General features: G+C 49.2%; 36 protein-coding genes and 3 pseudogenes. 6 read left to right on the plus strand and 33 right to left on the minus strand.

All coding sequences use genetic code 11. The features are described 5' to 3' along the window. Nucleotides 1-100: 100 nt before the first annotated feature. A pseudogene (locus MKQ70_RS24415) lies at nucleotides 101-937 on the minus strand (LysR family transcriptional regulator); the annotation flags it as partial. Between the two features lie 187 nt (nucleotides 938-1,124). Here MKQ70_RS24415 and MKQ70_RS24420 point away from each other — a divergent pair. After that, nucleotides 1,125-2,116, plus strand: a pseudogene (locus tag MKQ70_RS24420) (alkene reductase). A gap of 11 nt (nucleotides 2,117-2,127) precedes the next feature. Next, nucleotides 2,128-2,841 (plus strand): hypothetical protein, encoded by a 714-nt coding sequence (locus tag MKQ70_RS24425; RefSeq protein WP_248074941.1) that lies wholly within the window; start codon nucleotides 2,128-2,130, stop codon nucleotides 2,839-2,841. Here MKQ70_RS24425 and MKQ70_RS24430 read toward each other — a convergent pair. The 3 genes from MKQ70_RS24430 to MKQ70_RS41480 form a co-directional block, all read right to left on the minus strand. Further along, entirely contained in the window at nucleotides 2,807-3,058 is a 252-nt protein-coding gene (locus MKQ70_RS24430) for a hypothetical protein (RefSeq protein WP_248074942.1), read from the minus strand. The two genes, MKQ70_RS24425 and MKQ70_RS24430, sit on opposite strands and share 35 nt — an antisense overlap. Before the next feature lie 147 nt (nucleotides 3,059-3,205). Continuing rightward, a complete protein-coding gene (locus MKQ70_RS41475; RefSeq protein WP_308199153.1) occupies nucleotides 3,206-3,820 on the minus strand; it encodes a GlxA family transcriptional regulator in 615 nt (204 codons plus the stop codon). Then, nucleotides 3,814-4,185, minus strand: a complete 372-nt coding sequence (locus tag MKQ70_RS41480; RefSeq protein ID WP_308199154.1) for a type 1 glutamine amidotransferase family protein — start codon at nucleotides 4,183-4,185, stop codon at nucleotides 3,814-3,816. Before MKQ70_RS41480 ends, MKQ70_RS41475 begins: the two co-directional genes overlap by 7 nt. A gap of 142 nt (nucleotides 4,186-4,327) precedes the next feature. Here MKQ70_RS41480 and MKQ70_RS39395 point away from each other — a divergent pair, with 142 nt between their 5' ends. Both MKQ70_RS39395 and MKQ70_RS39400 read left to right on the plus strand, forming a co-directional pair. Next, nucleotides 4,328-4,549: a dihydrofolate reductase family protein gene (locus MKQ70_RS39395; protein WP_282456690.1), complete on the plus strand. Its 222-nt coding sequence runs from the start codon at nucleotides 4,328-4,330 to the stop codon at nucleotides 4,547-4,549. Next, nucleotides 4,539-4,925 carry a dihydrofolate reductase family protein gene (locus MKQ70_RS39400; RefSeq protein WP_308199155.1) on the plus strand — a complete coding sequence of 129 codons (387 nt, stop codon included), beginning with the start codon at nucleotides 4,539-4,541 and terminating at the stop codon, nucleotides 4,923-4,925. Before MKQ70_RS39395 ends, MKQ70_RS39400 begins: the two co-directional genes overlap by 11 nt. On the opposite strand, the gene MKQ70_RS24445 is transcribed toward MKQ70_RS39400, so the two are convergent. The 7 genes and pseudogenes from MKQ70_RS24445 to MKQ70_RS24475 form a co-directional block, all read right to left on the minus strand. Then, the gene (locus MKQ70_RS24445) at nucleotides 4,912-5,229 is read right to left on the minus strand and encodes a hypothetical protein (RefSeq protein WP_248074943.1); all 318 of its coding nucleotides are present in this window, start codon (nucleotides 5,227-5,229) and stop codon (nucleotides 4,912-4,914) included. The genes MKQ70_RS39400 and MKQ70_RS24445 overlap by 14 nt on opposite strands. A gap of 245 nt (nucleotides 5,230-5,474) precedes the next feature. Then, nucleotides 5,475-5,699 carry a KTSC domain-containing protein gene (locus MKQ70_RS24450; protein WP_308199156.1) on the minus strand — a complete coding sequence of 75 codons (225 nt, stop codon included), beginning with the start codon at nucleotides 5,697-5,699 and terminating at the stop codon, nucleotides 5,475-5,477. Nucleotides 5,700-5,744: 45 nt separating this feature from the next. Beyond that, nucleotides 5,745-6,050 (minus strand): hypothetical protein, encoded by a 306-nt coding sequence (locus tag MKQ70_RS24455; protein WP_248074944.1) that lies wholly within the window; start codon nucleotides 6,048-6,050, stop codon nucleotides 5,745-5,747. 147 nt (nucleotides 6,051-6,197) lie between these two features. After that, on the minus strand, nucleotides 6,198-7,028 hold the full coding sequence (locus tag MKQ70_RS24460) for an oxidoreductase (RefSeq protein WP_248074945.1): 831 nt from the start codon (nucleotides 7,026-7,028) through the stop codon (nucleotides 6,198-6,200). A 7-nt stretch (nucleotides 7,029-7,035) separates the two neighbouring features. Continuing rightward, a pseudogene (locus MKQ70_RS24465) lies at nucleotides 7,036-7,715 on the minus strand (SDR family NAD(P)-dependent oxidoreductase). Continuing rightward, nucleotides 7,670-7,876 (minus strand): SDR family NAD(P)-dependent oxidoreductase, encoded by a 207-nt coding sequence (locus tag MKQ70_RS24470; protein WP_282456691.1) that lies wholly within the window; start codon nucleotides 7,874-7,876, stop codon nucleotides 7,670-7,672. The pseudogene MKQ70_RS24465 and the gene MKQ70_RS24470 overlap by 46 nt, the downstream one beginning before the upstream one ends. A 158-nt stretch (nucleotides 7,877-8,034) precedes the next feature. After that, complete coding sequence (locus MKQ70_RS24475; protein WP_248074946.1) at nucleotides 8,035-8,514, minus strand: DinB family protein; 480 nt, start codon at nucleotides 8,512-8,514, stop codon at nucleotides 8,035-8,037. Nucleotides 8,515-8,704: 190 nt separating this feature from the next. On the opposite strand from MKQ70_RS24475, the gene MKQ70_RS24480 reads away from it, so the two are divergent. Then, nucleotides 8,705-9,049 (plus strand): winged helix-turn-helix transcriptional regulator, encoded by a 345-nt coding sequence (locus MKQ70_RS24480; protein ID WP_248074947.1) that lies wholly within the window; start codon nucleotides 8,705-8,707, stop codon nucleotides 9,047-9,049. A 131-nt stretch (nucleotides 9,050-9,180) separates the two neighbouring features. After that, nucleotides 9,181-10,176 (plus strand): hypothetical protein, encoded by a 996-nt coding sequence (locus MKQ70_RS24485; RefSeq protein WP_248074948.1) that lies wholly within the window; start codon nucleotides 9,181-9,183, stop codon nucleotides 10,174-10,176. 3 nt (nucleotides 10,177-10,179) lie between these two features. Here the strand turns inward: MKQ70_RS24485 and MKQ70_RS24490 are convergent, their stop codons facing one another. From MKQ70_RS24490 to MKQ70_RS24595, 22 genes are all read right to left on the minus strand, one after another. Then, the gene (locus MKQ70_RS24490; protein ID WP_248074949.1) at nucleotides 10,180-10,935 is read right to left on the minus strand and encodes a hypothetical protein; all 756 of its coding nucleotides are present in this window, start codon (nucleotides 10,933-10,935) and stop codon (nucleotides 10,180-10,182) included. Nucleotides 10,936-11,145: 210 nt separating this feature from the next. Continuing rightward, nucleotides 11,146-11,748: a tyrosine-protein phosphatase gene (locus tag MKQ70_RS24495; RefSeq protein WP_248074951.1), complete on the minus strand. Its 603-nt coding sequence runs from the start codon at nucleotides 11,746-11,748 to the stop codon at nucleotides 11,146-11,148. Nucleotides 11,749-11,820: 72 nt separating this feature from the next. Next, nucleotides 11,821-13,149, minus strand: a complete 1,329-nt coding sequence (locus MKQ70_RS24500) for an undecaprenyl-phosphate glucose phosphotransferase (RefSeq protein WP_248074952.1) — start codon at nucleotides 13,147-13,149, stop codon at nucleotides 11,821-11,823. A gap of 9 nt (nucleotides 13,150-13,158) precedes the next feature. Continuing rightward, nucleotides 13,159-13,479 (minus strand): hypothetical protein, encoded by a 321-nt coding sequence (locus MKQ70_RS24505; protein WP_248074953.1) that lies wholly within the window; start codon nucleotides 13,477-13,479, stop codon nucleotides 13,159-13,161. Between the two features lie 2 nt (nucleotides 13,480-13,481). Continuing rightward, nucleotides 13,482-14,069 (minus strand): glycosyltransferase, encoded by a 588-nt coding sequence (locus MKQ70_RS24510; protein ID WP_248081621.1) that lies wholly within the window; start codon nucleotides 14,067-14,069, stop codon nucleotides 13,482-13,484. Continuing rightward, nucleotides 14,069-14,401, minus strand: coding sequence for a hypothetical protein (locus tag MKQ70_RS24515; protein WP_248074954.1), 333 nt, complete (start codon nucleotides 14,399-14,401; stop codon nucleotides 14,069-14,071). Before MKQ70_RS24515 ends, MKQ70_RS24510 begins: the two co-directional genes overlap by 1 nt. 10 nt (nucleotides 14,402-14,411) lie before the next feature. Further along, complete coding sequence (locus tag MKQ70_RS24520) at nucleotides 14,412-14,822, minus strand: LbetaH domain-containing protein (protein ID WP_248074955.1); 411 nt, start codon at nucleotides 14,820-14,822, stop codon at nucleotides 14,412-14,414. Between the two features lie 10 nt (nucleotides 14,823-14,832). Further along, the gene (locus MKQ70_RS24525) at nucleotides 14,833-15,012 is read right to left on the minus strand and encodes a hypothetical protein (RefSeq protein WP_248074957.1); all 180 of its coding nucleotides are present in this window, start codon (nucleotides 15,010-15,012) and stop codon (nucleotides 14,833-14,835) included. 9 nt (nucleotides 15,013-15,021) lie between these two features. Further along, complete coding sequence (locus MKQ70_RS24530) at nucleotides 15,022-15,486, minus strand: glycosyltransferase family protein (RefSeq protein WP_248074958.1); 465 nt, start codon at nucleotides 15,484-15,486, stop codon at nucleotides 15,022-15,024. 161 nt (nucleotides 15,487-15,647) lie between these two features. Further along, complete coding sequence (locus MKQ70_RS24535; RefSeq protein WP_248074959.1) at nucleotides 15,648-15,920, minus strand: glycosyltransferase; 273 nt, start codon at nucleotides 15,918-15,920, stop codon at nucleotides 15,648-15,650. Next, nucleotides 15,917-16,423, minus strand: a complete 507-nt coding sequence (locus MKQ70_RS24540; protein ID WP_248074961.1) for a glycosyltransferase family 4 protein — start codon at nucleotides 16,421-16,423, stop codon at nucleotides 15,917-15,919. The genes MKQ70_RS24535 and MKQ70_RS24540 overlap by 4 nt, the downstream gene beginning before the upstream one ends. Continuing rightward, entirely contained in the window at nucleotides 16,366-17,061 is a 696-nt protein-coding gene (locus MKQ70_RS24545) for a glycosyltransferase (RefSeq protein WP_248074963.1), read from the minus strand. Before MKQ70_RS24545 ends, MKQ70_RS24540 begins: the two co-directional genes overlap by 58 nt. A 10-nt stretch (nucleotides 17,062-17,071) precedes the next feature. Continuing rightward, nucleotides 17,072-17,215 carry a hypothetical protein gene (locus MKQ70_RS24550; protein WP_248074967.1) on the minus strand — a complete coding sequence of 48 codons (144 nt, stop codon included), beginning with the start codon at nucleotides 17,213-17,215 and terminating at the stop codon, nucleotides 17,072-17,074. An 8-nt stretch (nucleotides 17,216-17,223) separates the two neighbouring features. Further along, entirely contained in the window at nucleotides 17,224-17,856 is a 633-nt protein-coding gene (locus MKQ70_RS24555; RefSeq protein WP_248074969.1) for a glycosyltransferase family 2 protein, read from the minus strand. 2 nt (nucleotides 17,857-17,858) lie between these two features. Beyond that, entirely contained in the window at nucleotides 17,859-18,482 is a 624-nt protein-coding gene (locus MKQ70_RS39405) for an acyltransferase (protein WP_282456692.1), read from the minus strand. Then, a complete protein-coding gene (locus MKQ70_RS24565; RefSeq protein WP_248074971.1) occupies nucleotides 18,460-19,278 on the minus strand; it encodes a polysaccharide pyruvyl transferase family protein in 819 nt (272 codons plus the stop codon). The genes MKQ70_RS39405 and MKQ70_RS24565 overlap by 23 nt, the downstream gene beginning before the upstream one ends. Continuing rightward, nucleotides 19,211-19,384, minus strand: a complete 174-nt coding sequence (locus MKQ70_RS24570; RefSeq protein ID WP_248081892.1) for a hypothetical protein — start codon at nucleotides 19,382-19,384, stop codon at nucleotides 19,211-19,213. The genes MKQ70_RS24565 and MKQ70_RS24570 overlap by 68 nt, the downstream gene beginning before the upstream one ends. 1 nt (nucleotide 19,385) lies before the next feature. Beyond that, a complete protein-coding gene (locus MKQ70_RS24575) occupies nucleotides 19,386-20,378 on the minus strand; it encodes a hypothetical protein (protein WP_248074972.1) in 993 nt (330 codons plus the stop codon). Next, complete coding sequence (locus tag MKQ70_RS24580; RefSeq protein WP_248074974.1) at nucleotides 20,375-20,644, minus strand: hypothetical protein; 270 nt, start codon at nucleotides 20,642-20,644, stop codon at nucleotides 20,375-20,377. Before MKQ70_RS24580 ends, MKQ70_RS24575 begins: the two co-directional genes overlap by 4 nt. Before the next feature lie 10 nt (nucleotides 20,645-20,654). Then, nucleotides 20,655-21,785, minus strand: coding sequence for a glycosyltransferase family 4 protein (locus tag MKQ70_RS24585; protein ID WP_248074975.1), 1,131 nt, complete (start codon nucleotides 21,783-21,785; stop codon nucleotides 20,655-20,657). A 14-nt stretch (nucleotides 21,786-21,799) separates the two neighbouring features. Beyond that, nucleotides 21,800-22,378 (minus strand): hypothetical protein, encoded by a 579-nt coding sequence (locus MKQ70_RS24590; RefSeq protein ID WP_248074977.1) that lies wholly within the window; start codon nucleotides 22,376-22,378, stop codon nucleotides 21,800-21,802. Then, nucleotides 22,351-23,310, minus strand: a complete 960-nt coding sequence (locus MKQ70_RS24595; protein ID WP_248074978.1) for an MATE family efflux transporter — start codon at nucleotides 23,308-23,310, stop codon at nucleotides 22,351-22,353. The genes MKQ70_RS24590 and MKQ70_RS24595 overlap by 28 nt, the downstream gene beginning before the upstream one ends. Between the last annotated feature and the right edge of the window lie 38 nt (nucleotides 23,311-23,348).

Raw genomic sequence — 23,348 nt, forward strand, 5'->3', positions numbered from 1 at the left:
CCAGTACCTGGAAAGTGCTGGCCGCCGGTTTAAAGGCCTCTTTCTCAAAGATCCGCTGCACCTGCGCAATTTCATCGGCATACATCGTTTTCTTACGCGTACCGAAGTAGAGGATGTTTTCCATCACATCATTGCCCTCCCATACGAGTTTGAGTTTGCCGGACCTGATCTCCTCCCGGCACAAAAAGTCGGGGATTACAGAAAAGCCATGTCCATCGCTGAGGCAACGCACGATAGAGCAGATATTTGGCACGATGTAATTGGGTTTAAAATCGGGATGATGCTCGAAGTTGAGTTTCCAGAATTTTTTAAGATGCTCCATGTCGGCCGCGGTGGAGTACCATATCTGTTGCTTCAGCCACTTTTCGGCATCTGCGGTGCGATTGTTTTTGAGCAACGGCTTCAGGCCTTTGAGATCAGTTTTGGCGCCACACACCATCACAATGCGTTCGCGGGAGAAGGGCCTGTACTCCAGGTTCTTCTGCTGCTCGCGTTGCGGGGTGATGATGAGATCGAGCAGTCCCTTGTCCAGGTCATGCAGCATTACCGGGTATTCGCCGAACTTGATGATTACATTGAAAGGCAACGACGAAATATGTTTCTCCAGCGTAAACTGGAATGTTTCGAAACACATGCCGATACTGATGGTAGCGCGGTCGGTCTTGGAACTTTTATGAAACAACTGTTCAGCAGATTCCAGCTTCGAAACCGGCTCCAGGATAAAGTTGTAGAGCACCTTTCCCCGTTCGGTGGGCACCATTTTCTTCGCCGAGCGGTCAAATAATTTATAGCCGGTATATGCCTCCAGCGAATTGAGATGCAGGCTTACGCCGGGCTGCGAAATGTAGAGTGACTGAGCGGCACCGGTCAATGTACCCGTTTCGTAAATCGCTTTAAAGGTGCGCAACCATTCAAGGTTAAACATATTTATTATCATTTTACTGATACAAAAGTACAAGTTAACTAATAATTATAATGATTTGGACCGCTGTAAATTTGTATTAAATCTCATGTAAAATGTTATTTTCTCAATATCAATTAGGCGGTCTTTCGCTGAAGAATCGTATCGTAATGCCCCCATGACCCGCTCCCGCGCGGGACAGGGCGAAACCGCCACCGCTATGATGGCTGAATACTACGCACAGCGCGCTTCCGCAGGACTCATCATCTCCGAAGGCACGCAGATCAGCCGCCAGGGCCAAGGCTACGCATGGACGCCGGGCATTTACTCGCCCGCCCAAATCGACGGATGGAAACAGGTAACAGCTGCCGTGCATGCACAGGGCGGCCGCATCTTCGCGCAACTGTGGCATGTCGGTCGCGTATCGCATACTTCGTTGCAGGAAAACGGCGCATCGCCGGTAGCGCCGTCGGCCATCAGCGCAGCCGGTGTAAAAGTGTTTGTAGATGAACAGGGATTGGGGCCAGCAGCCGGCGCGGGTGCCATGGTACAACACTCGGCGCCACGGGAACTGACCATTGCTGAAATACAGGCCATCGTAAAAGAATATGCACAGGCTGCCCGTAATGCGATCGCCGCCGGCTTCGACGGTGTAGAGCTGCATGGCGCCAATGGTTACCTGATCGAACAATTCATCGATTCACAAACCAACCATCGCACCGATGCGTACGGCGGCAGCCTCGAAAAAGATTGCGCTTCCTCCGCGAAGTAACCACCACCGTGGCCGACGCTATCGGCAAAAACCGCGTGGGTGTTCGCCAGGCACCGCTCACCACCTTGATGGGCGCGATCGACGATACGCCGGAGCTTACCTACATCGCCGCTGCTAAAATTCTCGAAGAAATTGGGGTGGCCTATATCCACATCGCGGAAGCAGATTGGGATAACGCACCGGTGATGCCGGTACCTTTTAAAGAAGCATACCGGGAAGCCTTTTCCCGCACGCTGATTTATGCCGGCAAGTACAACAAAGCCCGTGCGGAAGAAGCGCTCAGTAAAGGCTGGGCAGATCTGATCGCGTTCGGACGACCGTTTATTGCTAACCCGGATTTGCCATACCGGCTGCGACACGACCTGGCGCTCAATGAGCCCGATAAAACAACGTTTTTCGGTGGACAAACAAAGGGCTACCTCGACTACCCGGTTTTGTCGTAATTTGCGGCTCTATGCAACAATTCCGCTTATCTGAACAAGGCATCCGCTTCCTCTCGCAGAAAGGTTTACGCAAATCGCTCATGATTATGTTGTTTGCAATGGTAGCCATATTAGTAATGGGACCATTAAATGTGAACACCGGTGTAATTCAGATAACGCCATTGCTGTACGCGCTGCCAGTTTTGCTGGGGGTGATGTTGTTCTCGATTATCCGCAATAACAAGCGGTTGCGGGAGTTGTTGGGTGGATATGTGATTACAGTGGAACAGGCGGCCATCGCCAGAACACAGGGAGGTACCACATTGACCATTCCTTTTGCGGAGATATCCGGGATATATGAAAAAGCGGATGGACTGCTGATTGTGGCAGGCCGCACTTCCAACGACCTGATCGTGCTGATGCCGGAGCTGGAAGGTTTTGCAGAACTGAAAGCCGCCATGGCGACATTACAGGAATTTTCGCCCATTCCGAAGGAAACTGTTTTTCAACGTTACCCGATACAGATCGTACTGGTCGCACTAACGATCATGATTATTTTCTACCTGGCGCAAAATAAGATATTGGCTTATACTGCCGGCATTCCACTGGTCATCGGGGCGGCCTGGGCGATCACGCAGCTGTGGCGTGTGCGCAATACACAACACCCGTTACGCCGCTCGGCCTGGGCGTTAATGGTGATCATGATATGCATTATCGGTTCGGTAGTGCTGAAACTGTCGCACTAACCTCGTCGGGCAGTATACTGGCTTCAAAGCCATGCTCATACAGCAGCGAAATCAAATCCTGGGGAGGAATATGCCCGGCACACTTCACCCGCAAAATACGGTCGCAATCCTCGAGGTCAAAGTTCGCGGCATACTCCGCAAACTTTGCGTGGATACAGTCCAGCAGCATCGTTGCATGACGTTGTTCGTGTACATTCGTTTTAAAAACTTCTACCATAACATCATTTTTAGTTGCAGGTGGTCCGGGTTAACGCTGATACAAACTTACAGCGACGATTTTACAATCTATATGGTCTTATACGACATTCAAAGGGGGCAATTCTGACAAATAACAAAGCCGCCCAGTACGGACGGCTTATCTGGCTTAAACGGCTATCAATTCTTTATTGTATTTATTACGATACGCCAGTGGCGACAGTCCCGTAATTTTGCGGAACGTCGTGCGGAACGCTTTCACATCTGAATATCCCACATCGTACATGATTTCATTGATATTCTTGCGGCTGGTCTCAAAGCTCTTCTTCGCAGCTTCGATCTTTACCCGCTGAATATACTCGGTAACCGTATTGCAGGTGGCCTTTTTAAAGCGACGCTCAAAGCTGCGGCGGCCAATAGCCAGCATATCCGCCAGCTGGTCCACGGTAATGCGGTCTTCAAAATTCTTCTCGATAAATTCCTGTGCCTTCTTCACCTCCTCGTCGTCATGCAGTTTTTGTCCTTCAAACATGATAAAGGGCGACTGGCTATGGCGATCAATATCTATCATGAATGCTTTTGAGGCCAGGATCGCCATTTCGCGGCCGGCATACTTTTCAATGAGATACATCAGCAGGTTAAGGTACGAATAGGCCCCACCACTGGTGTAGATGCCGTCTTCGGCGGTCATGATCTTATCGTCCACCAGGTTTACTTCCGGGAACATTGCACGGAATTCGTTGGCGAGCTTCCAGTGTGTAGCACATTGTTTACCGGTCAGCAACCCCGTTGATGCCGGAAAAAAGCTCCTATGCAAAAACTGGCCAGCTCCGCACCAGCGCGGTACTGGTCAATCACCCAGGGAATAAACTCCTGGTTCATCTCGAGCGCATTCTGCAGGTCGCCATGCATCGCGGGAATAATAATCAGGTCTGTTTTTTTAATGTCGCTGATCAGCACATCGGGGTGAATCACGTACAGGCCATCGCGCTGGCCTTCGGGAGCAAGGCCTACCAGCTGTACTTTAAAAAGGGGTTCGCGGCCCATGGCCTTCATAAAACCATTTACCTCACCAAATACCTGGTGTGTGCCGTCAATATTGGGGAGACTGCAATGTCCGCGTGGAATAATGATGGAGATATGTTTCATGTCCTAAAATTATAAAAAATATTTGTCGCAAACAGCGCCTCTTATTGGCGCATCTACCCCCTACCCAAGCGCGCCGTGGGCCTTACTTTTACAGCAGTAGCAGTTGCCCCAAAATAGATGTTGGAACATTAAAAAATCGATCATGAGAAGAATCGTTTACCAGGCCATTATATCAGTAGACGGCTTTTTTGAAGGTCCCGGACGGGAGCTCGACTGGCATATTACGGACGATGAGTTTAACAAATTGTCGATACACCTGCTCAACAGTGTGGATACACTTATTTTTGGCAGGACTACTTATGAACTGATGGCAGCCTACTGGCCTACATGGCACTCGCAGCATCAACGCTACGGTGGCGCATAAGATGAACAACCTGAATAAGATCGTGTTTTCTCATACGCTGGAGCGGGCCGACTGGCAAAACGCCGTTCTTGTAAAAGAAGATGCCGCAACGGTGCTTCGCCGTATGAAAGCGATGCCGGGCGGGGATATGGCCATCCTTGGCAGTTCAAAACTGGCGGGCAGCCTGTTCCCTCACGACCTGATCGATGAATTCCGGATCCTGGTGGCCCCGGTATTGTTGGGAAAAGGCCACACTTTGTTCGAAGGCGCTGCCGGGCAATACAAACTTGCCCTTACCCGCGCGCGGATGTTGCGATCCGGCAACGTACTGTTGTATTATCGCCCGGAGAGACGTTCGCACCAGTTAACACTGAAGCATTCGGCTATTTCCGGCTGATAAGCTCAGAGACCATAGTGGCGCCGAGTTGGCGGGCATGTGTGGCCGCCCAGGCGTCCGTGTTCCGTATGGCGCGCATTACGGCCAGCCTGTTCTTCAGCCAGGCCGAAGCCTCCGCATCGCGGACGGCATTAACGACAAAGCTGTAGCGATGCCCGCGGTCTTCCCGCACCAGGCATTCGCGCAGCAGGCGTAATTCTATTCGCAGTGCATAGAAGTAATTATCTTCCAGCCTTTGCCGGATAGGGGTTTTCTCCTGAAAAACGTCGCTAAAAAACTCGACGGCGATCTTTGCTTGTTGCATGCTGATCCTGTAAAATTGAAAATTGACCTGCTGTGGAGCGGGCAGGCGTTGAAGGCTAAACGGGAGGAATGCAATGATAAAACATATTCTTATTGTGGCAAAAAACCACAAGGCTGGGTTTGGCATACTATTCGCGCCATCAACCTAAATTTTGTTTATGAATAACTTCTGGAGAGCTTTAATTGCCGGGTACGGCGCGAAGAAATTAGGTGGTGGCTGCATGGGCACAATCATCGTATTCATTATCATCTATATGGCGCTGGGACATTGTAATTAATGCACCTTATCGAACCCGTAAGTCCTTTAATGTATTTGTTGAGAAAACGCCCCTTGGACGTAGCCTTCTGCATTGATGCGAAAACTTCTGGCGGCACTTCGCGGTAATCGTACACCATCCCCGACACGTAAATAATTCTCAACGTGTGCGAGTCAGGATCATATTTCATCGAGGCGATTACGGTGGACGGCATAACTACTCATTTTCTAGGATACAGCCCCGAAAATGATGCCAGCCGCTACTTCCTTGGCAACTGCGCCAGCAATGACAACGAACCGCCATCTACCGCAGAAGCGCCATAACCTGTAACCAGGATACCCTTGCGCCCACCGGTTGTTTCCAGTGCATATACAGCAGCCTCGTCCGACGGATCACTGTTACCTTCGTAACGGTAAATATCTACGATAGCAATATCTTGCAGGGCAATTTTACTGGTACCGTTCATAATGCACTCGTCCTCTATATTAAAATCGATCGTAAAACCGCGCTGGCGGAGTGCATTGATGGCGTTCACCACCGTATCGTAATGTAAGGGTTGTTCCATATTTTCCATGTTTTGTACAACAGCACGAAGTTAACGCCCGGCGCTGCTAAAATGTTTATGAATACCCGTTTTCTGTTGCTCAAATCCTCTATAAAAATAAGAAAGGATGACCAGATGGCCATCCTTTCCATTTACGCATCATGCTGATTAATACGCTGTAGATGCGGATACACTTTCCCATTGACGGAAGTTTTGTTCCAGCGATTGCAATTTCTCGATCGCCATTTTGTAGGCATCGCCACCGAGTACCAGGTGCAATGGCGCTTCCGCACCTTCAGCAACCTGGATCAACGCCACCGCGGCCTTGTCCGGATCGTTCGGCTGATTTCCGTTAATACTGTCCGTATGCAAGCGTTGCACATCGCGCACGGCTTTATATTCGGCGATTTCAGTTGCCGGCAGTCTTACTGAATCAGACTCCGGGAAGTTCGTACGGAAATAACCCGGCTCTACCACCGTTACCCTGATGCCGAATTCTTTTACTTCGGCTGCGAGGGCTTCCGTTAAACCATTCACCGCGAACTTTGTAGCGCAGTACACGCCAAACCCGGGGAATTCGCCGCTAAGGCCGCCTATAGAGGATATATTGAAAATATAACCAGAACGCTGTGCACGCAGGTACGGGAGCGCTTTGCGGATCACATTCAATGAGCCGAAAACATTTACGTTAAAGTTTTCGCGGGCTTCAGCGTCGGTCAATTCTTCGAGACCTCCTACCAGTCCGTAACCGGCGTTGTTCACGATTACATCCAGTTTGCCGAAATGCTCCACGGTGCGGGCAATAGCCGCTTCCGCCTGTGCTTCATGTTTGATATCTGCTTCCAGGGGAAGAAAACTGTCGCTTTGTTCACCGAGGGCCTTTTGTAAATCGGACAGGCGGCGGGAAGTAGCGGCGACTTTGTAACCTTGAGACAAGAGTTGTTTGGCCAGCGCCAGTCCTAGTCCTTTGGAGGCGCCGGTAATGAACCATACTTTCATATACTGATTAAGATTTAAGGTGAGCAGTGGATCTGGTGAGTGCCTCCCAGGTCCTGAATTGCTGGCCCAGGGCGGCTATCTTATCATTCGCGCGTTTGTACGCGTCTTCGCCGAGCAACAATACGGTCGGAGGATCGGGCAGGGTAGTAAGTTCGATCATCGCGGCAGCGGCCTTTTCCGGATCGCCGTCCTGCAACCCGTTCATTTGCTTATACCGATCGTGGGAAGCGCGTATCGCCTCATATTCCGGGATGATGTGCTGCGCCAGCACCAGTGACTCATCCGTTAAAAAGCTGGTACGGAAAGCGCCGGGCGCAACCGCAGTTACCTTGATATTGAAATCTTTCACATCGGCCGCCAGCACTTCGGAAAGTCCCATCACAGCATATTTGGCAGCGCCGTAAATCGCCCATCCGGTGTTAGCAGTAATGCCTGCAATTGACGCGATGTTAATAATATGCCCGGCTTTTGCGGCACGCATATACGGCAACACCTGGCGAATGATATTGATGGTTCCAAATACATTAATGTCAAACGCGGTACGGGTTTCTTCATCGCTGAGTTCTTCAATGCTCCCCCGATGCCGTAACCGGCGTTATTCACAGCAACGTCTATACGCTCCCATTTATTGATTGTTTGCGCTACCGCGCTTTTAACGCTGTTATCATCCGCCAGATCAACCTGCAACGGCAGGAAGTTTTCCCCGGGAAACCCACTGCGGAAGTAAGGGCTTTGAGATTGCGGGAGGTAGCTGCCACACGGTGTCCGGCAGTAAGCAGCTGTTTTACAAGACTGAGACCAAGTCCTTTGCTGGCACCGGTTACCAGCCATACCTGAACTTTTTCCATTTGTTTTTTCTTTTTGTTGATGATACAAAATTAGGACGCCGCGGCGGGGTGATTATTAAGCCCATCAAACCAAAGCTTACAAAATTCAAACATAAAAAAGGGCCGCCCGAACATGCAGTGTTGGCGACCCTTGAGTCAAAATGGCAAGTTAGTACTACCTATGAAAGGAACTTAAGCTGTCCGCGGTGATACTCCTGGTGACCGGTGCGGCTGAGCAACACGTTCAGGCGATTGCGGTGCGGTTCCTTCGCAAAATCTTCCGGGCTAACTGCAGTATGGCGTGCAAACCAGTCGTCCGCAGAAAAAGCGGCCAGTGCGGGCGATAACCTTTCGTTTACGGCTTTCCAATACTGGCGCAGTTCGGGAATAGAAGGATGTGGCAGGCCGGACTTATCGGGCTTGCGGAGAAACACTTCTTCCAGTTCCGGATAAGCGCGTTCGCCAATACCAAATAAAGCTACCATTCCATCGCTTACCGCGATGAGGTGCCCCAGCAGGTACGTACCCGTATTGCGTCCGGGCGCCACTTCTTTGGCGAGCTGCTCGTCGCTTAACTGATTAAATAAAACATCGGTGCGCGATACCGACTGCTCCCAGGCGGTAAGCGCCATTTTTGCAAACAATTGCTGTTGATCCATAGAGGTGGTTTAAGCGTGCGTAAAAAGACAGAACAGGTTGCGGTGTAAAGCCGCAACCTGACTTTTTTATATGGAGTGGTTATAGTTTTGACCGTTATTGCCTACATTTGTTACTCAAAGTTACTATCGAAAGTAATCAAAAGTAACTATCAGCCTAAAATAGTGGTAACCTGTACGTAACTAACGACTTATGACGAACGATACTTTTAAACTGGATAAATGCCCGATGACCCGCACTATGGCTATTTTGGGCTCTAAATGGAAACCGGTGATCATCTATACACTAAGCAAAAGACATCTCCGTTTCGGCCAATTGGCAGCACAGATGCCGCTGATATCCCGCAAGGTGCTCACCGATCAATTGAAGGAACTGGAAGAGGACAACATCCTGTTACGCGAGGCGTATAATGAACTGCCGCCGCGGGTGGAGTATTCGTTAACGGCGAAGGGACTGGCGCTGTTGCCTATTTTGCAGCAGATGTGTGAGTGGAATAAGCAGTTTGAGGGACATGTGGGGGCTTGTGAGGCGCGGTAACAAAGTTTAACAATTAGAAATCTTTCTACGCCGTATTTTGGTGGACGTTATACCCGCTCCATGAAAAAATCATTGCATTACTGCTCCTGTTTGTATCTGCTAACACTGCTTTTGCGCAGGAACCCACCCGCATGTCGCTTCTTGACTCCCTAGCTAACGATGCTGAAAATAAGATATTCGAGCGGCATGCCGGGCGTCAGAAGTTTGGATTCAAAGGCCGTGAAGTTTTACTGTGGAACGATACCACCGAACAATGGACGCCCTGGATAACCTTACCCTGGAGCACCAGGAGTCTTTATCTAAAGGCCGTCAGTGAAAACGAATTTGTTTATAGTGACGGGCGAGACAGCCTGCAATATTTTTACCTCGACCGGCGCCAACTTGTAACAGTCCCCTCGGCCGTCGCAGTTAAGAAATTTGCGGCCTCAGTCATCAAAGAGATACAGTTCAGTTACATAAACGGGGGATGCGGACCTTCGCGAATAGTATCCTGCCTCCCCAACGGCGAATATTTTTACAAAACGACACGCGATAATTATACGCCCAGCCTTTATTCTTATTGGGAGCCAGCTCCCGAAAAAGTGGAGTGCGGTGTCATAGCACGTTTTTTTGAACAGCTACCTGGCATGTTGTATGAAACACCGGCTGTTGCAGACATGCAGTTCACCGCAGCAGACTATGAACGTTGCCGTCAGCACCTTGATACAATGTCTTATGAAGAAAGGCCAGCCAATTTAAGGGGCTATTCTCCGTTACCAAAAAAATCATTTGGTAAAAATCGCATGCTGACAGCCCTCGATGAAGTGGCCCAACTGGAAGGAACTGCGATAAAAGACGGACTGAGAAAAACAAATGAAAACTATCACTTTAACTTTGCACATGGCATCCATTTTATTAATTCCCAGGGAAGCCGCCTTACGATTTCACAGAATTATATTGACACCTGCAATCAGCCAGTAGGCGTATGGCATATTTACCTGGACGGGATAATACTCAGTTCAGTATCTCCGCACATTGACAAGTTTGCACGGGAAATAGCCCCGGCGGTGTTCGTTAGCCCGGATAAAACATTTATCCTTCAGCAACTGGCCTGGATCATTTGTCAAAAAAGGAAGAAGAGAGCCTGACGACTAAGGCTTATAAGGAATCCGCACCAATATCTCAATCGCCCTTTCCTGCGCAGCCGTAATATCAAACGTACCGCCATGCAGCCTGGCCACATATGCCATCAGGTAACTGATGCCCTGGTCGGGAGAAGAAGTAGCGAACTGAAATTTCTCCTGGTCGCCGGTTTTAAGTGAAGAGGACACAAAGTGGTTCACCGACGCAGCAGTGTACTCCCCTTTGATCTCGAAAAAGGTATCTTCAAAATTGAAAGTAAGAACGGGTTCATGCCCGGAAGCTGCATTCTTCTCCATACGGAAAAGGATATTCAGCACCAGCTGTTTCAGCAATGCCTCGTCTACCTGCATATCCGCGGGCTCCCTGTTTACGTTGAACACTACGTCTACGTTAAACAAAGCCTGGTATCTTTCATCCAGGAAAAGGCCCTTTAACAAGTGTACGATGCCACCCGGAACCTTCCTCGGGTTCAGGGAATTATTGAGGATGTGCTGAATGATCTTTACGTTTTGTAACTGGTACTCCAGTTCCACCACCTGCATTTTGATAGCCCCGGCCTGCCGGTTAATCTTCTCCGAAGCTGGCAAACGTTCCTTACCGGTATTGTCAGCATACAACTCAATCAGTTCAACGCTGGACAGGATACTGCTAAGTATAGATCTTAGTTCGTGGAATACATCTTCAATAAGCCGTTTGTTGTTATCAGGAAGATGAAGTCCCCCATTGTAGATTTCATTTATATGCTCCTTGTTTCTGTTAAACAAAAATATGGTTAGGTTTCCCCGCGAACGGGATAATGCGCTGTCAATACTAATCTACTCAAAATTGCACAATTTTATGCTGGCGTTCCTTACCAAAAACAGTATAATTGGAGGTATTTTATGGGTGATGTGCAGGTTTTCTTACTTATAACAGGTGGTTTTTCAAATCGCTGCCGGTAAGCAGCGCTGTCACCGCCGGATCGCGGGGCAACGTCAGTACATCCGGTGCCGCTGATGATGAATATCCGTCCCCACAAAGCTCACGAGTTTTTCTTCCAGCAACTGCACCGCAACTTTCTGGATCGAGCGGCCGTAGTGTCCCTTCAGCGATAGTAAATTCACCTGCAGGTATACACCCGTTTCGTGCAGCTCGCGATACACATCGAAATTATCATGGAGGTAACGAAAGCGCTCAGGGTGCGCCAGTATTGGCTCGTAGCCGGCCATTTTGATATCGAAAAACATTTCCCGGTAATTAAATGGCATCGACACGAAAGAAAATTCCGTGAGTAAATACTTATTGCTGATCTTTAATAGCGGCTCACGGTCGGCGAGCAATCCCTCAAAATAATCATCAAGCATGTACTCGGCGGCAGCTTCCAGCTCCATCGGAATACCTTCCTGTTCCAGGCGTGCGCGCAACTTATCGAGCGCAGGCAAAATGGTATCTGCATGGTTGTGGTACAGACCGGAAATAATATGCGGCGTGGTCACCAGCTTCGTATAGCCGGCGGCTTGCAGCTGCTTTACCAGCTCCACAGCCTCTTCTATATCCTGCACCCCATCGTCCAGCCCGGCCAGCAAATGGGAGTGCATATCGGTTTTGATGTGATCAGAAAGCATTTTTCTCTCCTCTTATAGTGTTTGCAACAGTTAGGAAAATGATTTTTAAGTCCGGTACACCGACCAGTTTTCCATGTACCAGATATCATATTCAACGCGTCTGCGCAATTGGAGATTCTCTGTAATTTCGCCACGGTAGCCGTTTACCTGTGCCCAGCCGGTGATACCGGGCTTCAGGAAGTGGCGCACCATATATTGCTGGATGATAGCAGAATATTCTTCGGTGTGGCGCAACATGTGCGGGCGCGGACCAACAATAGACATGTCGCCAAGCAGCACGTTGATGAACTGCGGCATCTCATCCAGGTTGGTTTTGCGCAGGATACGGCCGATTTTCGTAAACCGGCTGTCGTTGCGTGTGGCCTGTTTGCTGTTCGCCTCGTTATTTACGCGCATGCTGCGCAGCTTCAGACATTTGAACTCCCTGTTGTTACGCCCCGTACGGTTCTGGCGGAAAAACACCGGACCCGGTGACTCCAGTTTTATCAAAATAGCTAAAATAGGAATCAGCCAGCTAAGAATGAAAATGCAGACAAATGAACTGAATACAATATCGAACACGCGTTTGCGGATGCGGTTCGCAATATCGTCCAGCGGCTCTGAGCGAAGCGAGATGATGGGAATATTATTAAAGTAGTCCACATAAATCTGCCGGTTCACAAACATTTTAAAGTCCGGCACGAAGCGGAAGTGAATAAAATGCTGCTCTGCTTCATACGCCAGCGTGTACAAATAGGGGAACTGTTCGGGCGACAAAGTCGAATAAATTTCCCGGATGTTATTGTCCTTCGCATATGGCACACACTCCTCCAAACCGCCTATTACCGGGTAATACGAGAGCTCCTGCACATTGCCGGGTTCCTCAAAATAACCTTCAAACTTAATATTACTTTTGCTCTCGGTTAAATTATCCGCCAGCTTTTTCGACATTTCGTTATACCCAAGAATCACCATTTTCTTTTCTACTCCTTTCCGGTTGATGATATGGTTGGTCACAAAAAAGAACAGGAGCCTGTCCAGCACAACCGCTACCATAAACAGTCCCAGGTACATCATCACAAAAAAGCGGGAGTACAGGTAGTGCGAAATAAAGATAAAAAACATGAGCAGCATGAAATACAACACCAGCGCCTTAATGGTCCTGCGGGCCATTTTTTCGTAGGAGAGTTGCGCATTCGTAGTATACACGCCGGTCGTAAACAAAGCAATGATCCAGCCCGCGTTGGATACGAGCAGAAATGCCTCTGCGCCTTCGTGCAATGCCAGGTCATATTGACGCAGGCCAAAACCGGCCATGAAAAAGATGGCGTTCAACCAGATGAAATCCAGTACAATAACCTGGATGATAAATATTTTAAGATAGCGGTCCAACATATGTTAACATTAACAATTCACAACTGTTTCTTCGTATCTCGCCATCACGCGACGGATAGAAAGATGTTCCTCTGCGTACGCTCTCGCGTTTTGCCTGATAAGGCTATGATCATTTTGCAGGGCACTGCGTACGCCCTCTGTAAGCGCCTGCGGATTTTCGGCATCTACCAGCACACCCATATCGTATTTTTTTACAAGGGTGTGCAGGCCGGACCCCTGGTTAGCCGTAATGAGCGACAGGCCGCCCACTGCCAGTATGGTCGTGAGTTTCGAAGGCATCACCAGGTCGCTGGCATTGGCCTTCTGAATCACCAGGTGCAGATCTGCCATATTCAGAAACTGGTTAAAGGTTTCGAAGGGCTGCAATGGAAAAAGAGCACATTGTCCAGGCCGCGCTGTTGCACCATCTGTTGCAGTTTCTCCTTGTACGGGCCAGAACCGCAGAGCACAAACTTTATTTCTTTTAAGGCAGATGCGGTATCGAGTATGCTTTCGAGCCCCTGCTTTTCGCCCATGGCGCCGGAATACAGCACTACTTTATCTTCCGGATTAAAGCCGTATACCTTTTTCAATTCACTTTTTTCCGCCAAAGGATAAAACATGTCGATATCGGCCCAATTCGGGAAATAAACGATGTCCTTATTTACCTTTTCCGCGATGCGGCTCATCATGCCATCGGAAATACTGCTCACATAATCCGCCTGCTTCAGGATATATTTTTCGACTCCCAGCAGGGTATTGATCATTTTCTTCGATTTAATCATGTTAAGGTCGCGGGCCGCTTCGATCTGCAAATCCTGTATATGATAGTGAAACCGCGCACGGCGCAGCTTTTTATACAACACCCCCAGCAATCCCAGGTGAAACGCGGGCACCACAGAAATAACCACATCGTACTTCTTCCCCGGCAGCAACTGCATCAACTTAAAAAAGCAGATACGGCGAAAGAAAAATCGAGCATCATCCTTTTCTTGCCGGAAGGCTCTCCGGGTACGTACTGCGGACAGCGATACACTTTCAGTTGCCCACCATTTTCGGTTCCGCCTATATTGATCAATTCCTTTTTATACCATGATTTGCCACGGTGGTAGGGTTCCTGCACCTTCCATTGCGGGTAGTACGGGTACGACGTAATCACCGTACAGTCATAGCCGCTACGCGCCAGCCAAGCCATCATTTCTCCATTATACTTACCGATGCCGGTAGGTTCGGGCGAAAAATTTCCTCCTATGAGTAATAATCTTTTCTTCATGTTGATATTTTTAGCCCTTCATCGTACGCTTCCTGACAAAAGTGGCCGGGTTGCCGGCATAAATGCTCCAGGGTTCCAAATCTTTGCTGCCAATGGCGCCCACCGTAAGAATTGCATGCGACCCGCAGGTTACACCGGGACAAACCACCGACTTCGCGCCTATCCAAACGCCCTCTTCCAATACTATTTTTCCTAACCGATACGGGAAATCATGTTTCGTGTAATCGTGGTTGCCGGTAAGCAGCAATGCTTCCTGCGAAATACACACATGATCGCCGATGCTTACATCCTCCAGGTTATCGATCCACACCGATTCACCGATCCAGCAGTGGTTGCCGATGACGAGCCGCCAGGGATTTTTAATACGCACTTTCGTTTTAATTACCAGTCCTTGCCCCACCTTTGCCCCGAAAAGCCTCAACAGGAAAGATTTAAAACCATATGGCCATGGAATGGCGCTGTAAAAAAATACCGTAGTTGATAAAGTACCATGCCAGCACTTTCCATTTCGGGCCAGCCTTGTACGTGCCGGTATTAAAGGCGGAAAGGTCCGTTGCGGCCGGCTTTACCGGTTGCACAACCCTGTCGTATGTAGCGGTCGTTGTTTCCATAAAATCGTCTTATAAGGCAATGTTATAATCCTGTTTCAGCAGTTCCACCACCTTTTCGCGGCGGTTGTCGCCGGCGAGCTTCTGTTCAAACTCCTTCACATTCACATCTACCAGCAAGCGATACCAGTAGCCCTGCATGAAGTGAAATACAAACCCGTGGTAACCGTCGAGAAAGCCGAAACGTAAAAAATAGCGGTACATGAAATACATGAATGCGCGGCCACCGGGTGGTATCACGGCATATACCTTCTCTTTCAGAAAGCGCTTCCGTTTAGCCTGTGAACTCTCGCTTTGCAGCAAACGTCCGTCGCTGTCGATGAAACCATACTTAATATTAAGCAGGTCCACCATTTCGCGGATCGCGTAATTATTATGTTTATTCACCCACCAATGAATCGAATTCAGGTTGTAATCCACCAGGTGTTCGCGGAACATCATGGTATCACCATCAGATAATACAATGTGCTCATCCATCCAGCGCTGCTCAATCGCGCCTTTGCCATTACGCCAAATACGCAGCAGCGTATGCGGATAAAAGCCGCCGTAGCGGATCCATTTACCTTTGAACAGTACCTTGCGGCGGATGTAAATACCCGTAATATGATCGGGAATTTTCGCCTCGTTGATTTCCCGGATCAGCTCAGGTTCCGGTATTCATCGGAGTCCATACGCATGATCCAGGGAGCAGTGATACCGCAATTATCCAGCGCCCACTGGAATTGTTTCGCATAACTAATCCAGGGATTATGAAACACTTTAGCGCCAAAGCGATGCGCGATCTCTATCGTATCGTCTTTAGAACCGGCGTCCACGATGTAGATATCGTCGGTAATCAGCCGCAGACTTTCCAGGCAGCGGCCAATATGCTTCGATTCGTTCAGGGTGAGAATGATCACTGCCGGTTTCATACTGCTTTTTTATTTGTACTGTTCTTATACATGTTGATGTAATCCTCCGCCAGGCGGGCATCGTCGAAGTCATAACGGATAATGTTAACGGATGCATCCGATATGCGGCGGCGCTCTTCGCGGGCATTGTACACATTCGTCAGGCTTTCTCTTACTTCTTCAATTTTCTCGATGCCAGTTACCCAGCCAAGCTGCTTTTCGTTCACATATTTGGAAAGTCCTACGTTATTGCTCACCAGCACAGGCGTACCCACAGCCAGTGACTCAATTACCACGATCGCAAAGTTTTCGTTGTGAGAAGTCAGCGCGAACAAGTCGGACTCCGCCAGGAACTGATATTTCTCCTCATTGTTTTTCCATCCCACCCACTCCACGTTTGCTTCCATTTTATTTTGATGAATGATCTGCTTCAATGTTTGCACGTAGGCATCCTCACCAGCACCAGCTATCCGCAACTTGTACGGAAACTGTACGCCAGATAAGGCATGCAGCAGGATATCCAATCCCTTTTTGGATCAACCCGGGAAAGAAAGCTGATGTTAAACACCTCGTTATCGCGACGGCTATACTGTTTTTCCGGCAGCGCCACCGGGTTGTGGATCAGGTCTGCGTTCCATCGGTTGTGAATGCGCAGACTCTCTGCCTGTTCCATAGGCGACGATGTATGCAGATGCGTTTTACCGAGCAGACGTTTACCCAACGCATTGTGTAACACCTTCTTCTTTAAACTGTTTTTGCTGTTAAACACCCAGTCGCACAGCATGCCGTGCGGCGACAGCACCGGTTTTATCCCGCGCAGGTTGCATATCCACGACGCACCCAGGATCAAAAAGTTCCACCAGGAATGGATGTGCACCGCATCGTACCGGTCTACCGTAGCCCAGGTGTGTTTCCACAGGGCCGGCGATACATGCGTGTGATCTTTTGTGATCCTTTTGAAGTACAATACATTCACCCCATCCACATCCATGCTTTGTCCCGCCGGCACATTCAGTTCATTTTCGCCATTGGCAGTAGTCGTATACACCGTTACCTCATGCCCGATCTTCACCAATTGCTCCGCCAGCCGCGCGATACAAACCACGGGCCCGCCGTAGATGTACGCTGGTTTGTAAGACGGAACAATGAATAATATCTTCATCTTGATCTGTTTAAAACTTCGTGCCTTTGTAAGTCATTTTTTTATAGATGCCGCCGAGGTTGACCAGTTTTGCGTAAAACTCGTACACCGGCCATAATGCGCCGGAACGTTTCAGGTCGAGCTCCTGCATCACCTTGCCATGTTCTACGATCATCTTATCTGTTACAGAAACCGAGAACGAAGCGCCGTGCAATCTGTATTCACCGAGCGGTTGCGGCACATAAGCCTTTTTACGCTTGGGTCGAGGCATATCTGCAACAGGAATTTCGAATCGGCCACGTACTTCAGCGAGCTGTCGAAACCGCCCGTCTTCAGGTACATTTCGCGTGTCCAGAACGAGCTTTGCTGTGCAAACGGCACACGGCATATCTCTTTAATCGCCTTTGCGCCGAAGTTCACGCCCTTATAGGAGAATATCACGTCGCCCTGTTCGTTGATGTAGTTTACATCGCCAAACACGAGGTCACACTTTTCTGTTTCAAACTTGTTCACCACTTTTTCCAACGTGGTGGGCAGCAGGCGATCATCCGAATTAATGTAACACATGTATTCGCCGGTCGCTTTGTCGCATCCCTTGCGCAATGCGTCGTACATGCCTTTATCTTTTTCGGAGATCAGTACATGCGGCTGCAGTTTATGCGCCTTCACCACATCCAGCGTTTTGTCGGTCGACGCACCGTCCACCACGATCAGCTGGATGTTTTTATAAGTCTGGTTATAGATGCTGTCCAGCGTTTCAGCGATATACGTTGCGCCGTTATATACCGGAACTATGATCGATACTGTTTTTGACATACTCACTGGTTTCTGAATTTTTTGATTACGGCCGGGTTACCCGCCACGATGGCGTATTCCGGCACGTCTTTGGTCACCACGGCGCCCGCCGCCAATATGGAATGTGCGCCTATTTTAACGCCTGGCAGAATGATCACCCGGGTGCCTATCCACACGTCATCCCCAATAATCACCGGCTTACGCGCGGTGGCGCCTTGCTCTCGCATCGGAATATCAATACGGGAAAAATTATGGCCGCCGGAAAGGATCGTCACCTCAGGACCAAACATCACGTCGTTACCGATCACGGTATCATTACCGATCCAGCAGTTTTCATTGATCCCTACATAGTCACCGACTTCCACTTTGGCACCGCTGCCAAAACGCACGTTGCGGCTGATTTTCATTTGCTTTCCCGCACGCAGGAATATCTTACGCGCCAGGAAACTGCGGAAAGGTTGCGCAATAACGCCCAGGGGACGGGGAGGGTCAGGCAGCCAGCTGCCCAGGCTGTAGTATAAATACAGGCAAATCGCTCTACCGAATGATATCTTGCTGCGCTTCATGAAGAACAGCGGATTATCGCGGTAGACCTTTACCCTTCCGGTTTTGTCACGTTTTCCCTCAAACAGTGGTTCGGCAATCATATCTTTCTTTATTAATGGAGGATTTTACTTCTTCTGCTTTTTCGTACATGCGGCTGAATACGCGTTCAATGGTTTCATCATCCGATAAACTATAATTATGGATGTTGCCCAGTTGCTGTACCAGCTGTTCGCGCACGACCTTCTTCACTAAAAACTCAACGTTCACCATATCCGCTGTCAGACTTTTCACCAGACTGTTCACTTTCGATTTGCGATACAGTTTGATGTGCGTAGTATCCGTTTGTACCTGTCCGATGGAATGGAGCCAGTCCATCCACTTGAATTCGGATACGCCGCTGCCTTCGGTGTAGGGCGTGGTAAGGACAAAGCGGCTCCGGGGCACCCGCAGGATGTCCGCAATGATAGCGCCGTGCATAGCTTCGGTAATGATATATTCTGAAGCGGCAATTTCCTTCAGCGTTTCGGCGATGCCGTTTTCCGCGGAAGGCGAAATGTAATGGTAGCCGAGCCTATCGCAAATCGCCTGCCAGTTAAAGAACTCCAGCGACTTAAAATACGGGATCACACTAACTTTATATTTCTTTGGCGTGTTCACGTATTCGCTGTAATCGTTCATCAATCCCAGCGCGTAAGCAGCATCTGCTATATATTCATGTTGATTATTAAAGTAACTGGCGGAGAACGGTCCACGTAAAAACTTTACATCCCAGCTGGGATCGAATTTGAACGCCTGATAGGCGGGCCTTACGCCGGTACCGAAAACTACTTTACGTTTTTTTTTCCAGGTCTTTAAACAGCGGGGAATCTTTACACAAAATGGAGCCGATGCCCACAAATGCGTCCGCTTCGGGTTTTGCCGCGCCAAAGAATTTCGGCCACAGCCACGCGTTGAGGTCGTCCCCAAAGTTCCCTTTTGCATCTTTATAATAAATGTAGTGCATATCAGTATCCGGTTTTTATAGGGTCTGGAAGTTGCGCGAGCTCCATTTCGTCGTAGCCCTCATCTTCATCATAAATAAAATCGTAGTACGAACTCAGTAGTATTGCGCCGGTAGCGGGTATACTAAACCGCAATTGCTGGAACGGCGAAAACGCGAACGCCCACACCAGGCCAATGGTCAGGATCACAATGACCGGGTACAGCGCAGCATGCTGCGCATTCCGTATCAGGTGAAAGCCCATCTTCAATAAGTAAATAAGTAGCAGCAACACGGCAAAGAAGCCGCCAATACCGCAGTTGATCCAGGCACCCAGCAGAATCGAGTGGCTTGGGATCAGGTAATCCGCCTCCATCACTTTGTTCGCGTTGAACTCCTCGTCATGGAACATCAGCAATATCTGGTAATACTTCAGGGTTTTGTCGGTGGCCCAGGAGCCATGCCCGAAGTAAGGTTTATCGTTAATTGCCGTAACCGCCGCGAAGGTCTCGCCACGCCCCGTCATCAGCAGCTGTAGCGGGTTGTACGGGTTGGACACGCGCGACATCTGGGTACGGGCATGTTCGCCGCCGATCTTGCCTGCGAGCACCCCATCCACATAAAATATATAAGCGATCTGGAAAATTACCAGCGCCACCAGGGCAAACAGTACCACTTTCGCGCGGGTAATTTCTATCTTCCTGTTAAAGAAATAGATAACGATAGCCGAAAGAAAAAATACCACGCCGGTGGAACGCGAGTCGAAGGCCAGGCAGGTTAAACTGTAACCAAGCAGCACCGCCATTACCCCAGCCATGTTATTACGGCGGTAAAAGTAAGCGGAAAGCAGGTATACCGCCGACGATAAAATGGGTACCATCTTAAACTTGAAGAAGGTCATGTCGGAATCCACAATATCGTCCGTATAAAAAATGTTCTTCAACATCACCAGGAAAAAGTAGAAGAGGATATCGTTGTAACCACGCAGTACTTTGAACAGCACGACAAACGAAATCATACAGATGATGATGGAGGCCCAGCCACGGAAGTAGTTTGCCGAGGAATTATGTACGATGAACAAATCGGTGAACACCGGAAACCCAGCAGCAGAAAAAGTGCAATAAGGATTTTACGCAGGTAAGGATAGGTGTAAAAGTCGTTTTTGTCGAACATGAACGGCGTGGCCATCACCACTAACACCTCGCTGAGGCGCATTTGTCCCACCAGCGACACGTTAACTGTGCTGAGCAGCGTATAAAGTGCTATTTTGATCCGGTTCCACATAAAATCAATCCTAATTAATGGTATAGGCGATCACGTCGCTGATGCGCTTTTTGTTCACCGCCGCGCTGTATTCTTTCATAAAATCTTCTTTGAGGGCATTTCCCTTCTGCTCACTGCCATTAAATCCGTGTAGCGCCTGTTTAAACTCATGGGCAGTATCTGCCACGATAAAATTGTTGCTCAATACCCCTTCCACTCCCCGGGAGGTAGCGATAATAGGCGTATTGAGCGCCATGGCTTCCAGGCATTTAAGCCGGGTGCCGCTGCCATGAAGCAAAGGAATGATCACCCCTTCGGCCATAGCGATATATTGTTTCACGTCCGGCACTTTGCCGGTTGCGCTTACATTTTTCCAGTTATCTGTGCCGGTTACAGCCTCCAGCGCGTCGCGGGAATCGCGCCCTACGAGCAGCAGTTCAAATTTTTCGGCGAGGGTATCGTCCCACACTTCCTGCAGGAACCAACGTAAACCTTCGCGGTTCATGTACACCGAAAAGTTGGCGGACATTACCAACAATCGTGGTTTGCGGCTTCCTATCGTCACGTACTCCCGTTCGTCAAGGAAGTTGGGCACTACGAATACCTTCTTCTGATCGATAAACTGCTGATGATACGCCTTATCGTGATCGCTTACCACCAACACGGCGGCAGCTTTCTTAAAGAAGCTCCGTTCGTGCAGTCGCTCCAGGCTTACCAACTGGAACTTGCGTAACTTTTTAAGCAGGTTGCCGGCCGGCACCTGCCGCGATATTTCCGGCTGGGCATTGTGCGTACCCAGGATCACTTTAATATTACGCGCCGTGAAGAAGTCGATGTAGTGACCGATGTAGCCATAGTCCAGCACGGCGATGTCAATACGCGTATAGCCGCAAATCTGTTTAAGCTGCAGCACATGTGTCGATTTTTTAAAATAATGACTGCCCGTAAGGCGCTCTTCCAATGTGAGCGGCTCATCCGGGTGCGTGTAGTAAGTAACATTTTCCAGGGGATAGGCGCTGAGATCGACCTGCTCCTCATTACGAATAACGGCAAACACGCGATGGCCCAGCTCCGACAATGCTTTCAGCAAATAGTAGCTGCGGAGTTTTTCCCCGCCGTTTTGCGGGAAAGGAGAAATATGTGTAAAGAACAGGATGTTCATATTGATCTACTCATTTAAAACTTCCGGCCTGCCAGTACAACGGCGAAACGCGGATGAATCTTCGTTACTGCTTTTATCATCACCTCCCTCATCTTCTCCAATTCGTAGGGCGTAAGGCCCAGGTAACGCATCAGCACAATAATGGATAATACACTAACGGTGCAGGTGAGCATTAATCGCAGCCAACCTTCGGGCAACAGCGCCAGGGTGAAGGACGAAATACAGGCGGCTACCAAAATGGGAACCACCGCGCTGACGATTACCTTTTGGAAGTATTCCTGCACGTTGAGCCCCATCAACCGCCGTCCGGCCAGCATCCTGTACACACAGGTCACCACCTCTACCACTGCCGCGGTAACCAGTACCGATTGCGGCTCGAAGCCCAGCCAGAGCAGGGCGTACGCCACCGGCAGGTTCAACATCAATAGCAGGCTAACAGTAACCTGGTAGCCACCAATGCGACCCACCGACTGCACACCCACCTGGATGCCCTGCGACAATTGGTTCACCAGCGTAGCCAGCAGGATCAACCGGCAAAAAACAACCGTGTATTCCGGCACCTCCTTCAACCATAATTGCAGTATAAACGGCATTTCAATAATGGCCGGTATCGCAAAAAAGCAAGAAGCGAGAAGGAGAATTTGCTGGCAATCATGGCAAGCCGTAACATTCTTTCGCGATCTCCCCTTCCTTCACTTTTGATGATCTGGGGATTAAGCGATTGGAGCATGGTTACCGAAAAGAAGCTCAGTTGTGCATTCACCTGGTTGGCGATGCCATAAGCGGCATTCACCACGGTACCGAAAAAAACGTTCAGTATCATGGCGATGCCCTGGTTGCGCGCTACTACGCTCACTGCCCCGAACATATTCCATCCGCCGTACCCAAACATTTCTTTTAAAAGATCTTTTGAAAAGTATTTCCTGATGCGCAATCTTGTTTCCTCGTAGCGTGCCAGGCAATAAAACCGTTTGATCAGCAACATTGCCACCGTAATGCCGGCAGAAAAAGCTGCGAACAATACGAGCTTGTCAGTCGCCGCATATTGCAGGTATATCGCGATACCCAGTTTCAGCAACGATTCCAGGATACCAGTAATCGCCACCAGCATCATATTTTCCCGTGCATTGATCACCGCATCGTACGGCACCGATATCACCGTAAAAAATGCGCTCACCACCATCAGGTGAAATATCACCTGTGCGGCGCCCACGCGGTCCTGCGGAATGTTCAGGACGTGCCCGAACATATAAATGCCCACCATTTCAAAGATCAGTACCAGTAACAGTCCCAGCACGAAATGCAATAACACCGAAGAATTGAAAACTTTCTTCAGTTGATCGTCATCGCCGCCGCCAAGGCTGTAACTCATGTAACGCTGGGTCGACAGTGTCATTGCCATATTCACAAAAGATAGCATCGCTATCACACCGCTGATGAGGTTAAAGATCCCAAAATCGTTTGCCCCCAGTGCGTTCAGTACCAACCGGGTGGAATAAAGGGAGATCACAATTGTGATCAACATTTTCCCGTATAAGGTACCGGTATTGATAACTACCCTGT

The sequence above is a fragment of the Chitinophaga sedimenti genome, assembly GCF_023156195.1.
Classification (GTDB): Bacteria; Bacteroidota; Bacteroidia; order Chitinophagales; family Chitinophagaceae; genus Chitinophaga; species Chitinophaga sedimenti.